The following is a 12,870-nucleotide window of genomic DNA, read 5'->3' as shown; positions in this document are numbered from 1 at the left end:
GGCACGACACCGTTGTTATCGCTCTACCGCATCATCATCCGCGCAATCGCTTCCCCGATCACCACCGTCGTGAAGTGGGTGTTGGCGCGGCAGTCGGACGGCATGATCGAGGCGTCGGCGACGCGCAGGCCCGAGATGCCCTTCACGGTGCCATCAGGATTGACCACACCATCGGCGTCGTTGTTGCCAGTCATGCGGCAACTGCCGGCGGCGTGCTGGATGTCGCCTGTTTCGCGCCGCAGCAACGCATCGAGCTCGTGGTCCGGCAGTGCCGCGGCCTGCGGCAATGTCAGATCGGTGTCGGTCAGCCTGATCCAGTCGGCAATACCGGCCAGCGCCGGCTGCGAGGTGATCACGGCCAGCCGCTTCACCGCATCCATCATGCGCAGCATGTCGCGGGGGTCGGCGAGCATGTTCTCCTCAACGATGGGATCGACGGATGGGTCGGTTGAAGCCAGCTTGAGCGTGCCGCGCGAATAGGCGTTGAACAGTCCGGCGCCGATCGCCCCGGGCACGCCGATGCCACGGTGATTGAATGCGATCAGGATCATGTCGCGCTTGCCACCATCCGCGAGACCGGAAGAATAGGTCACGCAACAATTGGTGTGACGGGTGTCCGGATCGGTCGGCCGCAGATTTTCGTGAAGCTGAATCGTGGCGCGAAACAGCGGGTGATCGAAGAAGTGGCGGCCGACCGGCAGGTCGCGCTCAACTGCAATCCCCATCGCCTTCAACTCCTCCGCAGGTCCAATGCCCGAGCGCAGCAGGATCGCCGGGCTGTGGATGGCACCGGCGCACAGCACGATCTGGCGCGCGCTGATCTCGCTGGTGCCCTGCCCCTCGGTGTGAACACGGAGGCCGGTTGCCCGGCCGTCGCTGATCAGCACGCGATCGACCAGCGTCTTACCCCGGATCTCCAGATTGGCGCGGCCGCGCGCGGGCTCCAGATAGCCCTCGTTGGTCGTGATGCGGCGGCTGTCGCGGCTATTGATGGGATAGCAGGCGACGCCCTCGCCGTCCGGGCCGTTGAGATCGGCGCACCAGGGATAGCCGCTCGCCAGCGCCGCATCGCGCAAGCCGCGATCGATCGGGCCCCATTTTTCCGGCGGCGCGCGATAGACCGGCAACGGTCCGCCGCGGCCGTGACCTGCGGCGTCACCGAACTCCAGATCGTCCTCGATCACCGAGAATAACGGCATCACCTCTTTGGCCGACCAGCCGGTGCAACCATTGGCCGCCCATTCGTCGAACGCGTCCGCAACACCGCGGATGGCGATCTGGCCGTTCATCATCGACGAGCCGCCAAGCCCCTTGCCACGCCAGTAGAAGCGCGGCTCCTGCCCCGCCACACGGCGCGTCAGAAGATCAGGCCATTGCCATTTCTCCTGATACTCGCGCTTGTGAATAATCGGGATCGGGTTCGGCGTCCTCACTTCCCAGGGCGCCTCGTCGGCACGCCAGTCCAGTCCCGCTTCGAGCAGCAGAACGCGCCGTGCGGGATCTTCGGAGAGCCGTGCCGCAACAGCGGCGCCGGCCGAGCCGCCGCCGACAACGATGACATCGTACATGGCGTTATTTCCCAACCTTCCAGAACACCGGGATGGCGGACGGTATCAGACCGCGCAAACCAGCGCAGCGACGCCGTAGATGTTGCTGCGCGTTCAGGACACGAGAGTTACCCGATCACCTTGCCGAACTTGTTCGACTTCGGGAAACCCTTCGGCGGCAGGCGGCCGGCGTCGGCGCGGGAGCCTTGCCACTCGGCGAGCTCCTTCATGGTCGCGGAGAATTCGCGACCGGCGGAGTCCCTCCAGGTCAGGCCTGCCTTGGCCCCGAAGACAGCGACGTCGGACAGACCGCCGTCCTTGTACTTCTGCAAGCGTACGCCGCGACCGCGCGCCATCTCCGGCACCTGATCGAGCGGGAAGATCAGCATCTTGCGGTTCTCGCCGATGACCGCGACGGTGTCGCCGATCACCTCGGTGACCGTGCGCGCCTCGTTCGGCATGTCGACGTTGAGCACCTGCTTGCCCTTCTTCGTCGTGCCGACGCAATCGTCCTCGTTGACGACAAAGCCCTGGCCCTCATGGCTCGCGACCAGGAATTTGCGTCCGCCCTTGTTGACGAACAGCGTGACCGGCGCGGCCTCCGGCTCGAGGTCGATGAACTGGCGGATCGGCTCGCCGTGACCGCGGCCGCCCGGAAGCTTCGCCACGTCGATCGAGTAGAACTTTCCGTTGGTCGCGAACAGCAACAGCTTCGAGGTCGTCTCCGCAAAGAAGGCGAAGCCGAGCTTGTCGTCCTGCTTGAAGGCCAGGCCCGAGAGATCCTCGACATGGCCCTTCATGGTGCGGATCCAGCCCTTGTCGGAGACGACGACCGTCACCGGCTCGCGCTCGACGAGGGCCTCCTCCATCGCGGCGAGATCGTGCTCGGGTGCATCGGCAAAGGTGGTACGGCGCTTGCCGAGCGGCGTCTTGGGTCCGAACATATCGCGGACCTTGCCGACCTGCTCGGCAACCTTCTTCCATTGCTCGGGTTCGGAAGCGAGCAGGCCTTCGATACCCTTCAGCTCCTTGCGCAGATCCTTGTCCTCGGTGCGGATCTCCATCTCTTCGAGCTTGCGCAAGCTGCGCAGGCGCATGTTGAGGATGGACTCTGCCTGGATCTCGGTGAGCTTGAACGCCTTCATCAGCGCCGGCTTCGGCTCATCCTCGGTGCGGATGATCCTGATCACCTCGTCGATGTTGAGGTAGGCGATCAGGAGACCGCCGAGAACTTCCAGCCGGTGCTCGATCTGCGCCTTGCGGTAGTTGCTGCGGCGGATCAGCACGTCGCGCAGATGGTCGAGCCACTCGCGCAAGCACTCCGCGAGCCCCACCACCTTGGGCACGCGGCCCTTGATCAGCACGTTCAGGTTCAGCGGAATCTTGTTTTCGAGCTCGGTCAGCCGGAACAGCGATTCCATCATCAGCGCCGGATCGACGTTCTTCGATTTCGGCTCGATCACGATGCGGACGTCTTCAGCCGACTCGTCCCTGATGTCGCCGACCAGCGGCAGCTTCTTCTGGTCGAGCAGCTCGGCGACCTTCTCGATCAGCCGCGACTTCTGCACCAGAAAGGGAATCTCGGTGACGACCACGACCCAAACGCCCCGCGCACCCTCTTCCTGCTCCCACCTGGCGCGGACACGGAACGAGCCACGGCCGGTCGTGTAGGCCTCAGCGATGGCCTGCTTGGAATCGACACAGATGCCGCCGGTCGGGAAATCCGGGCCCTTGACCCATTTGAGCAACGCCTTGGACTTCGCGTCGGGCTTCTCGATCAGATGCAGCGCGGCGTCGCAAAGCTCGGCGGCGTTGTGCGGCGGGATCGAGGTTGCCATACCGACGGCGATGCCTTGCGCGCCGTTGGCGAGCAGGTTCGGGAAGCCACCGGGCAGCACGACCGGTTCCTTCGACTGGCCGTCGTAATTGGCGCGGAATTCGACGCCGTCCTCGTCGATGCCCTCGAGCAAAAGCCGCGCGACATCGGTCATGCGCGCTTCGGTGTAGCGGTAGGCGGCCGGATTATCGCCGTCGATATTGCCGAAATTGCCCTGGCCGTCGACCAGCGGGTAGCGCGAGGAGAAGTCCTGCGCGAGGCGCACCATGGCGTCGTAGATCGCCTGGTCGCCATGCGGATGGAACGAACCCATCACATCGCCAACGATCTTTGCGGATTTCTTGAAGGCCGTGCCGGGGTCGAGCCTGAGCAGGCGCATGCCGTAGAGGATGCGCCGGTGCACCGGCTTCAGGCCGTCGCGCGCGTCGGGCAGCGCGCGATGCATGATGGTAGAGAGCGCGTACGCGAGATAGCGCTCTTCCAGCGCCTCACGCAGCGGCACCTCATGAATTTCGGCCGGTTCTTCCGGCGGAACGATTCGTTTTCCCATGCCGCCCGGTTAAACCGTGGAAGCGAATCGGGCAAGGATGGATTGGTTCCCTGAAGGCGGCTACTGCCCCGCCCAGCCGGCGGTCACGGTCGGCTGGACCTTGGCTTGTGCGGTGACCGGCGTATTGGCCACACAGCGGCGCGCAGCCACGATTTCGGCCTCGGTGGCGCCATGGGACCGCGCCCATGTCTCTGCGGCCCCTGCGGAATATTTCGCCACATAATATCGGACGAGAGTGCAGGATGCCCGGCGAAACACGCCAGGTTGCGGCTCGCCGGCCATTGCGTCAGGCGCAAAAGCCAGCAGCGCCGCGGTCAGCGCAAAACCCCTGATCAACATTTGGGCTGTCCCCGTTGTGGAACCTGCGGGGCAAACTCAAGCTGGCCGATTTTGTTCCGGGACTGCCATGTCGTCAGGCGGGGCAGAGGCGCGCTGATGTCATGGCGCGAGAATCACCGCTTTGGTCTGCTGCCGCGTGAGGGCGTTGATAAAGCCCGCACGCGCGTCGGAATGGGCCTGCCCGCGCGGCTCCAGCACGTGGCGCAGCAGGAAGAGGCCGGTGAGCCGAAAGCCATCCTGGAGATCCTCGTCGGTGAGGTCGTCGTGCACCTCGCCCTGGCGCAGGAACGGCGGCAGCCGCAGCAACCGGTCGCGCCACGGCTCGCCCGCTCCGCGCGACACCGCGCCGCCGGATTTCGGCGAGACGTAGATCAGGTCCGTGGTCTCACCGGTGACCGCACAATTCTCCAGGGCCAGCCCGAAGCCAAGCTCACCGAGCATCGCCAGCTCGAAATGGATGACGTGCACAGCCGCGCTGCCGATGTCGTCAAAATCATCGAGTGAATGTTCGAGCTGCGTAAAGATATCTTGGTGCGGATCGCGCTCCGGCAGCAGCCGCGCAATCGAGGCCAGATGGGTGACGCCATAGACGCCATGGGACGATCCCAACAGCGTCGCCGCGCGCAGCTTCAGGCCCTCGATGGCATAGGTGCCGAGATGCTCGTCGAGCCGCGCCCGCCACACCGCGCTGACACTGTTGCCGGGCTGCAGCAGCGGCCGCAGCCGGGAGCTCGCACCGCCGCGCACAAGACCGAGATGCCGGCCGTGCTGGCGCGTCAGCAGTTCGACGATGGCGCTACTCTCGCCATGCCGCCGCACGCCCAGCACGATGCCTTCGTCGGTCCATTCCATGGGATGAAGTGTAGCCCAGTTCGAGGGATCGTAGGGTGAGCAAAGCGAAGCCTGCCCACCAATTTGATCCACGGCGCGATTATGCTGGGCACCGCGCCCAGCCTCACGCGTTGAACCAGCCCTGGGCGTCTCCGGTGAACGAGAAATACAGACCAAACGCCGTCAGGACGCAGGAGACGATCTCGATGACGCTGTCGAGCTCGAGGCCCCGTTCGCCGATGATCTGGCCGAGCGAAATCACCGATAGTACCAGCGCCGCCGCCAGCACCCAGCGCGGCCAGTTCTTGCGCCAGCGCGCAGCCAGCCGAACGAAATAGACCAGCAGCAGGATCATCCCGCCGGCGAGCAGGGTCGACGTCATGATCATCTGCTCGGTCATCTCGATGGTGGTCGTGCGGTCCTGCACCGCCACCGACAGGGCTTCCAGCATCAGCGATGCATAGAGCAACGCTTCGAAGCGCTGGACGTTGCGGGGTACGCTCATCGGGACCGAATCTTTTCTTGGCTATTCTTTGGGAAATTCCAGGCCCATCTCGCGGTAGCGATCGGGATCGTCACCCCAGTTCTCGCGCACCTTGACGAACAGGAACAGATGCACCGGCACTCCGACGATTTCGGCGAGCTCCTTGCGGGAGTCCGCGCCGATCGACTTGATGGTGGCGCCGCCTGCACCAAGCACGATCTTGCGCTGGCTCTCGCGCTCCACGAAGATCGTCTGCTCGATGCGCACCGACTTGTCCTTGCGCTCCTCCCACTTGTCGGTCTCGACCGTGGACTGGTAGGGCAACTCCTGGTGCAGCTTGCGATAGATCTTCTCGCGCGTGATTTCGGCCGCAAGCTGCCGCATCGGCGCGTCCGACATCTGGTCCTCGGGATAGAGGAACGGCCCCGGCGGCACGATCTCGGCAAGTGTATGCCTGAGGTCATCGACGCCGTCGCCCGAGATCGCCGCGATCATGAAGGTCTTCGCAAAAGGCATGCGCTCGTTGGCGGCCTGCGCCAGCGCCAAGAGCTTCTCGCGCTGGACCAGATCGACCTTGTTGATCACCAGGATCTTCTCGTGTTTCACGCTGGCGACCTTGGCGAGGATCGCCTCAGCCTCCTCGTCGATCCCGGCCTTGGCGTCGAGCAGCACGCAGACGAGATCGGCATCGTGCGCCCCGCTCCAGGCGGTCGAGACCATGGCGCGGTCGAGCCTGCGCTTGGGCAGGAAGATGCCGGGCGTGTCGACCAGAATGATCTGCGCGTTGTTCTCGATCACGATGCCGCGGATCAGCGCGCGCGTGGTCTGCACCTTGCGCGAGACGATCGTGACCTTGGCCCCCACCAGCGCATTGACCAGCGTGGACTTGCCGACATTGGGCGCGCCGATCAGCGCGACGAAGCCGCAACGGGTAGCGGTGGGCGCCTCGCCGCTTGTTTCAGCCGTCATTGCCGCCGCCAACACCTTCACGTTCGATCATCACTGAAGCAGCCACCTTCTCTGCCGCGCGCTTGCTGCCACCGGTGCCTTCGGCCGGTGCCAGTCCCGGCAGGTCCACTGCGACACGGAACTCCGGATCGTGATGCGGGCCGGTGCGCTCGACCTCGCGATAGACCGGCGTCGGCAGTCCCTTTCCCTGCGCCCATTCCTGCAGCACGGTCTTGGGATCGCGTAAGGGCCGCCGCGGCTTGTGCATGCGTTCGGTCCAGTTGGCTTTGACGAACTCGTCCGCCGCCGCATGGCCGCCGTCGAGGAAGATCGCGCCGATCACGGCTTCGCAGATGTCGCCGAGGATGGATTTGCGCAGGCGGGCATCGGCGCTGGAGCCGACCGAACCGAGCTTGATGTCGTCGAGCAGACCGAGCGACTTGGCAACGTCGGCGCAGCTCTCCTTGCGCACGAGTTCGGCAAGACGCTTGGACAACTCGCCCTCATCGGCGTTGGGGAAGGCATGATAGAGCATGTCAGAGACGACCAGCCCGAGCACGTGGTCGCCGAGGAATTCCAGCCGCTGATAGCTGTCGCCGCGCTTGCGCCCGGACTTCAGCGCCGAGACATGCGTGATTGCCTGCATCAGCAGGTTCGGATCGGCGAAGCTGTGGCCGATGCGAGCCTCGAGCGCCGCATTCGCGTCGGCTGCCGCCTTCGCCTTGCTGCTCCGCGTCCGCTTCTTCTTCGCAGGCGCTTTGGTTTCAGAGGTCTTGGATTCAGAGGTCTTGGCTTCAGCAGTCTTGGTCGCAAGCGTCTTGGTTGCAGCTTCGCCCTCAGGAGCGGCTTGCGCCTCGATCGATTGGGTCGCGATGTCCTTGGCTTCGTCTTTCATCGGACGATTTTGAAGAAGCGATTCCAGCGCACCGCCCACGGCCAGCGCCAGAACATCCAGGCATGCTCGCCCTCGCCGATCGAGAAGAAGATCATCTGGGCGCGGCCGATCAGGTTCTCCTGTGGCACGTAGCCGACCTGGCCGAGGAAGCGGCTGTCGGTGGAGTTGTCGCGGTTGTCACCCATCATGAAGAAATGGCCGGGCGGCACGGTGTAGACGTTGGTGTTGTCCATGTAGCCGTTGTCGGCGCAATCGAGCGTCTCGTAAGAAACGCCATTCGGCAGCGTTTCCTTCCAGCGCTTCACCCGGGAGATGCCGCCGCCTTCGGAGCCGCAGGGATCCTCGCCGACAAACTCGCTCATGCGCTGGCGCTCGACCGGAGTGTCGTTGATGTAGAGCAGACCGTCCTTCATCTGGACGTGGTCGCCGGGAAGGCCGATCACGCGCTTGATGTAATCGGTGGTGTCGTCCTTCGGCAGCCGAAACACGACGACGTCGCCGCGGTTCGGATCCGAGCCCCAGATCCGTCCCGAGAACAGCGGCGGCGAGAATGGGATCGAGTAGTGGCTGTAGCCGTAGGAATATTTCGAGACGAAGAGGTAGTCGCCGACCAGCAGCGTCGCCTTCATCGAGCCGGACGGGATGTTGAAGGGCTGGAACAGAAAGGTGCGGATCACCAGCGCGATCAGCAGAGCGTGGATCACGACCCGGATCGTTTCGCCGACGCCGCTCTCAGTTTTCGTTCCCGAAGTCACGCTCATTGCTCTCTCAATTCCGGCCGGCGATCACAGAACGCCCACCTTCCACGAACGGCCCACCGGTTCGTAGCCCTAGGAGATTGTCCTGATTCTGATAGTGAGGGCCAATTCCGGCGTAAAGCCGAATTCGCCCAGCCTGATTTGCGTCGGCGGACTTTTAGACGGTTGTCGCAGGCCACGCAATCAAGGATCGCATCAAAAACCAATAAGATATTGATTTTTAACGCGAATTATTAAATCACCATCAAGCTCTCAGGGCTTGGCCCGCGGGACGGCGGAAATGATCACAAAGGCCTGCGCCAACGGCCAGTCGTCGGTGATCGACAGGTCGATCTGGGCCTCGAATCCCGCCGGCGTCAGGGCCTGGAGCCGGGCCAGCGCCCCCCCGGTCAGCCGCATGGACGGCCGCCCTCCGGGCAGATTGACGACCCCCATGTCGCGCCACCAGACGCCCTGCCTGATGCCGGTACCGAGCGCCTTGGAGCAGGCCTCCTTGGCGGCAAAGCGCTTGGCATAGGTCGCCACCACCATCTTCTCGTTCTTGGCCCGCCGCTCGGCCTTGGCCCGCTCGGCCGCGGTGAAGATGCGGTCGAGGAAGCGCTCGCCATGCCGCTCCATCACCTTGCCGACGCGGGTGATATCGATCAGGTCGGAGCCGATGCCGATGATCATGCCCGGCTCCGTCCCCGGTCCATCGCCGCGCGCATCTCGCGCACGGTCTCCGCGAGACCGACAAAGAGCGCCTCACCAATCATGTAGTAGCCGATGTTGAGTTCCATGATTTCCGGCAGACCCGCGATCTTCTCAGCCGTCGCATAGTCGAGCCCGTGCCCGGCATGGACCTCGAGCCCTGCGTCCTTCGCCAGCTTTACGCCCGCCACGATCCGCCGCCATTCAGCCTCGGCCTTGTCGGCGTGGCCGTCGACCACGGCGTCGCACCAGGCGCCGGTGTGGATCTCGATCACGGGTGCGCGCAGCCGCGCCGCCATCTCGATTTGCGCGGGGTCCGCCGCGATGAACAGCGAGACCCGGATGCCGGCATCGTTGAGCCGCGCGATATGGGGCGACAGCGCGTTGTGCTGGCCGACGACGTCGAGCCCGCCCTCGGTCGTCACCTCCTGACGACGTTCCGGCACCAGACAGACCGCATGCGGCTTGGTGGCGAGCGAGATGCGCATCATGTCATCGGTCGCTGCCATCTCGAAATTCAGCGGCTTGGAGATCTCGGCCTTCAGCCGCGCCATGTCCTCGTCACGGATGTGCCGGCGGTCTTCGCGCAGATGCGCGGTGATGCCGTCGGCGCCGGCCTCAATCGCAAGCAGCGCGGCGCGGACGGGATCGGGATGGCGGCCGCGGCGGGCGTTACGGACGGTCGCGACATGGTCGATATTGACGCCGAGGCGGAGCGGAGGTGCGGGCATTTCAGGACTCACGAGATCGGAAAGACGGGCGGCCAAGACAAACGCCTATCCATTAACACGTTCGACGCGGGCGACGACCGCCTTGGCGCGCAGCTGTGCCAGGATCGCGCTCAAATGCTTGAGATCGTAGACTTCGAGATCGATCGTCGTCTCCGTGAAGTCGGGTGAGCGGCGCTGCATGCTGATATTGTCGATATTGCCGTCGTGCTCGGCGATCACGGTCGCGATCTGTGCCAGCGCGCCGGGCTCGTTGACGTTTTCGACCTTGATCCGTGCCGGAAAGCGCTGCGGCGCGGAATCCTCGATGTCCCAGCGGACGTCGAGCCAGCGTTCCGGCTCCTCCTCGAAATCCTTCAGCGCCGGCGACTGGATCGGATAGATCGTGATCCCCTCGCCCGGCGTGACGATGCCGACAATGCGGTCGCCCGGCACGGCACCGCCGTTCGGCGCAAACTTCACCGGCAGGTCGGAATTGTTGCCACCGATGGGAATCGCAACCGGGCGGCGCGACGGCTCCGGCGACTTCTCCTTGAGCTTGGCGGCGAGCCCCTTCTTGATGCCGTAGCGCGCGACGCGCTCCTCCTTGTAGTCGGGATACATCGCGCGCGCGACGTGGGAGGCCTTGATCTCGCCGCGGCCGACCGCCGCCATGACGTCCTCGATCGAGGTGCGCGCCAGCCGCGGCAGCGCGCCCTTGAGCTTGTCGTCGGCGTATTCGATCTTGGCGCGCTCGAACAGGCGCTCGACGATGCGCCGGCCAAGGCCAACATATTGATCGCGCACCGCGGTGCGGGTGGCGCGGCGGATCGCGGCGCGCGCCTTGCCGGTGACCGCAAGCGTTTCCCAGGCCGACGGCGGCGCTGACTGCGCTTCCGAGGTCAGCACCTCGACCTCGTCGCCGTTCTGGAGCTCCGAGGACAGCGGCGCGAATTGGCCGTTGACCTTGCAGCCGACCGCGCTGTTGCCGACGTCGGTATGCACGGCATAAGCGAAGTCGATCACGTTGGCATGGCGCGGCAGCGCGATCAGCTTGCCCTTCGGAGTGAAGCAGAACACCTGGTCGTGGAACAGCTCGAGCTTGGTATGCTCGAGGAATTCCTCTGGATTGGCGCTCTCCGAGAGGATGCCGATGGTGTGGCGCAACCAGGCGAACGCCGTCGACTCGCGCTTGAGGAGTTCGGTCGGCGAGCCCACGCCCTCCTTGTAGAAGACATGCGCGGCGATGCCGCGCTCGGCGATCTGGTCCATCGCCTCGGTGCGGATCTGGAGCTCGACACGCTGGTTGCCGGGACCGATCACCGTGGTGTGGATCGAGCGGTAATCGTTCTGCTTCGGCGTCGAGATGTAGTCCTTGAAACGTCCTGGCACGACCGGCCAGGTGGTGTGGACGATGCCGAGCGCGCGATAACAGGACTCGATGTCGTTGACGACGACGCGGAAGCCGAAGATGTCAGACAACTGCTCGAAGCCGACGGACTTGCGCTCCATCTTGGTCCAGATCGAGAATGGCTTCTTGCTGCGGCCGTAGACCCGCGCGCCAAGGCCCTTGTGGCGCAGATTGTTGGAAAGCTGCGCCTCGATCTCGCCGATCAGATTGCGATTGCGCTCGGCAAGCGCGTCGAGCCGCTGCATCACCACCGAATAGGCTTCGGGATCGAGGGTCCGGAAGGACAGATCCTCCAGTTCCTCGCGCATTTCCTGCATGCCCATGCGCCCTGCCAGCGGCGCGTAGATGTCGAGCGTCTCCTCGGCAATGCGCCGCCGCGATTCCGTCGGCACGAAATCGAGCGTGCGCATGTTGTGCAGGCGGTCGGCGAGCTTGACCAGGAGCACGCGGACATCGTCGGCAATGGCCAGCAACAATTTGCGCAGGTTCTCGGCCTGCTTGGCCTCGCGCGACACCAGCTCCAGCCGCTTCAGCTTGGTCAGGCCCTCGACCAGTGCGCCGATCTCGGCCCCGAAGATCTGGTCGATCTCGGCCCGCGTCGCCTCGGTGTCCTCGATCGTGTCGTGAAGCAGCGCAGCGACGATGGTTGCGTCATCGAGCTTCAGGTCGGTGAGAATCGCCGCCACTTCGAGCGGGTGCGAGAAATACGGATCGCCGGAGGCGCGGGTCTGCGACCCGTGCGCCTTCATGGCGTAGACATAGGCGCGGTTCAGCAGGTCTTCATTGGTGTTCGGATTGTAGGACCGGACGCGCTCGACGAGGTCATATTGACGCATCATCCGCGCGCGTGGCTTCGCTGGCCTTGCCACCGGCGCAGTCGGGGCCACGGCAACCGATTCGGTTGCGGCCTGCATCTGCGTAGATCTTCGGCCTCGATACACCATGCCGTCCTGCCTTCAAACGGACCATGAAACGGCCCGTTGTATACATCTTAAGCTCCGATCGCGAACGCGGCCGATCAATTCAATGACAGGCGCGCGGCGCGAACCGGAAACGCGATGGTAACCACGAAAACGCCAACAAAAGCAAAGGCCCGAACGCGGGTTCGGGCCTTTGATAAGATCACAAGAAGTCGACGATCGCGATAGGACGATTACTCGTCCTCCTCGGGCTGCTCTTCCGGCGGCGCGAGGCCTTCGAGGCCCTTCAGGAGCTCCTCTTCGGTCATGCGCTCCACAGCCACTTCGGTATCGTCCGCATCAACGCTGGCGCCGGCGGAACCGATCAGCGGCACCGTATCCGGCTCGGGCTCGTCCACCTCGACGAACTTCTGGAGGGAGTGCACCAGCTCCTCGCGGAGGTCCTCCGGCGAGATGGTCTCGTCGGCAATTTCACGCAAAGATACAACAGGGTTCTTGTCGTTATCGCGGTCAACCGTTAGTTGTGAACCGGACGAAATCATGCGGGCACGGTGGGCGGCCAGCAGGACCAGGTCAAACCGGTTGTCGACCTTGTCGATACAATCTTCTACGGTGACGCGAGCCATGGACTGTCGCTCCGCTGTGGGTGGGACGAAATATGTGGATGAAGTCGGCTAGTTATAGGGACCGGGGCGGTTTCGCAAGGCCATTTTGTGATTTGGCCTCGCCAAACGGCTCTGCTACCCCCACATTGGGACTGGGACGGGTGGTTTCCCGGACTGCCTTTGTAGGCGGCGCCGGGTGTATGAGAGTCCGCCATAACTATACCTTGATTGCACCGACTTCTCCGGATTTGCGGTTTCGACGGGTTTCGGCAGGACTTTGAACTGCGCGGCTTGCTGCCGCGCGCCAACAATAAACGAATTGATCACGAACACTACGCGAGCAAACTG

At 64.1% G+C, this 12,870-nt stretch carries 12 protein-coding genes; all 12 read right to left on the bottom strand.

From position 1 onward, the window contains the following. Nucleotides 1-23 precede the first annotated feature (23 nt). The gene (locus ABIA96_RS14865; RefSeq protein WP_354137796.1) at nt 24-1,568 is read right to left on the bottom strand and encodes a GMC family oxidoreductase; all 1,545 of its coding nucleotides are present in this window, start codon (nt 1,566-1,568) and stop codon (nt 24-26) included. Nucleotides 1,569-1,675: 107 nt separating this feature from the next. Then, nucleotides 1,676-3,934: a DNA topoisomerase IV subunit A gene (parC, locus tag ABIA96_RS14860; protein ID WP_354137795.1), complete on the bottom strand. Its 2,259-nt coding sequence runs from the start codon at nt 3,932-3,934 to the stop codon at nt 1,676-1,678. A gap of 60 nt (nt 3,935-3,994) precedes the next feature. Continuing rightward, the gene (locus ABIA96_RS14855; RefSeq protein WP_354137794.1) at nt 3,995-4,273 is read right to left on the bottom strand and encodes a hypothetical protein; all 279 of its coding nucleotides are present in this window, start codon (nt 4,271-4,273) and stop codon (nt 3,995-3,997) included. A 99-nt stretch (nt 4,274-4,372) separates the two neighbouring features. Further along, nucleotides 4,373-5,125, bottom strand: a complete 753-nt coding sequence (recO, locus tag ABIA96_RS14850; protein ID WP_354137793.1) for a DNA repair protein RecO — start codon at nt 5,123-5,125, stop codon at nt 4,373-4,375. 103 nt (nt 5,126-5,228) lie between these two features. Next, nucleotides 5,229-5,609, bottom strand: coding sequence for a hypothetical protein (locus tag ABIA96_RS14845; protein WP_354137792.1), 381 nt, complete (start codon nt 5,607-5,609; stop codon nt 5,229-5,231). Nucleotides 5,610-5,630: 21 nt separating this feature from the next. Further along, nucleotides 5,631-6,557, bottom strand: a complete 927-nt coding sequence (gene era, locus ABIA96_RS14840; protein ID WP_354137791.1) for a GTPase Era — start codon at nt 6,555-6,557, stop codon at nt 5,631-5,633. Further along, nucleotides 6,547-7,431, bottom strand: a complete 885-nt coding sequence (gene rnc, locus ABIA96_RS14835) for a ribonuclease III (protein WP_354137790.1) — start codon at nt 7,429-7,431, stop codon at nt 6,547-6,549. Before rnc ends, era begins: the two co-directional genes overlap by 11 nt. Next, nucleotides 7,428-8,192, bottom strand: coding sequence for a signal peptidase I (gene lepB / locus ABIA96_RS14830; RefSeq protein ID WP_354137789.1), 765 nt, complete (start codon nt 8,190-8,192; stop codon nt 7,428-7,430). Before lepB ends, rnc begins: the two co-directional genes overlap by 4 nt. A gap of 249 nt (nt 8,193-8,441) precedes the next feature. Next, nucleotides 8,442-8,861, bottom strand: coding sequence for a holo-ACP synthase (gene acpS / locus ABIA96_RS14825; protein WP_354137788.1), 420 nt, complete (start codon nt 8,859-8,861; stop codon nt 8,442-8,444). Further along, nucleotides 8,858-9,610 carry a pyridoxine 5'-phosphate synthase gene (locus tag ABIA96_RS14820; protein ID WP_354137787.1) on the bottom strand — a complete coding sequence of 251 codons (753 nt, stop codon included), beginning with the start codon at nt 9,608-9,610 and terminating at the stop codon, nt 8,858-8,860. Before ABIA96_RS14820 ends, acpS begins: the two co-directional genes overlap by 4 nt. A gap of 45 nt (nt 9,611-9,655) precedes the next feature. After that, nucleotides 9,656-11,941: a RelA/SpoT family protein gene (locus ABIA96_RS14815; protein WP_354137786.1), complete on the bottom strand. Its 2,286-nt coding sequence runs from the start codon at nt 11,939-11,941 to the stop codon at nt 9,656-9,658. 209 nt (nt 11,942-12,150) lie between these two features. After that, nucleotides 12,151-12,543 carry a DNA-directed RNA polymerase subunit omega gene (gene rpoZ, locus ABIA96_RS14810; protein ID WP_014494742.1) on the bottom strand — a complete coding sequence of 131 codons (393 nt, stop codon included), beginning with the start codon at nt 12,541-12,543 and terminating at the stop codon, nt 12,151-12,153. Nucleotides 12,544-12,870 lie beyond the last annotated feature (327 nt).

The sequence above is a fragment of the Bradyrhizobium sp. LB11.1 genome, assembly GCF_040549385.1.
GTDB lineage: Bacteria > Pseudomonadota > Alphaproteobacteria > Rhizobiales > Xanthobacteraceae > Bradyrhizobium.
Note: the sequence above shows the minus strand (reverse complement) of the source record. Positions and strands in the feature narration are given on the sequence as shown.

Coding starts and splice junctions, on each gene's coding strand:
- ABIA96_RS14865 (WP_354137796.1), bottom strand. CDS start 1,568: ATGTACGATGTCATCGTTGTCGGCGGCGGCTCGGCCGGCGCCGCTGTT.
- parC (WP_354137795.1), bottom strand. CDS start 3,934: ATGGGAAAACGAATCGTTCCGCCGGAAGAACCGGCCGAAATTCATGAG.
- ABIA96_RS14855 (WP_354137794.1), bottom strand. CDS start 4,273: ATGTTGATCAGGGGTTTTGCGCTGACCGCGGCGCTGCTGGCTTTTGCG.
- recO (WP_354137793.1), bottom strand. CDS start 5,125: ATGGAATGGACCGACGAAGGCATCGTGCTGGGCGTGCGGCGGCATGGC.
- ABIA96_RS14845 (WP_354137792.1), bottom strand. CDS start 5,609: ATGAGCGTACCCCGCAACGTCCAGCGCTTCGAAGCGTTGCTCTATGCA.
- era (WP_354137791.1), bottom strand. CDS start 6,557: ATGACGGCTGAAACAAGCGGCGAGGCGCCCACCGCTACCCGTTGCGGC.
- rnc (WP_354137790.1), bottom strand. CDS start 7,431: ATGAAAGACGAAGCCAAGGACATCGCGACCCAATCGATCGAGGCGCAA.
- lepB (WP_354137789.1), bottom strand. CDS start 8,192: ATGAGCGTGACTTCGGGAACGAAAACTGAGAGCGGCGTCGGCGAAACG.
- acpS (WP_354137788.1), bottom strand. CDS start 8,861: ATGATCATCGGCATCGGCTCCGACCTGATCGATATCACCCGCGTCGGC.
- ABIA96_RS14820 (WP_354137787.1), bottom strand. CDS start 9,610: ATGCCCGCACCTCCGCTCCGCCTCGGCGTCAATATCGACCATGTCGCG.
- ABIA96_RS14815 (WP_354137786.1), bottom strand. CDS start 11,941: ATGGTGTATCGAGGCCGAAGATCTACGCAGATGCAGGCCGCAACCGAA.
- rpoZ (WP_014494742.1), bottom strand. CDS start 12,543: ATGGCTCGCGTCACCGTAGAAGATTGTATCGACAAGGTCGACAACCGG.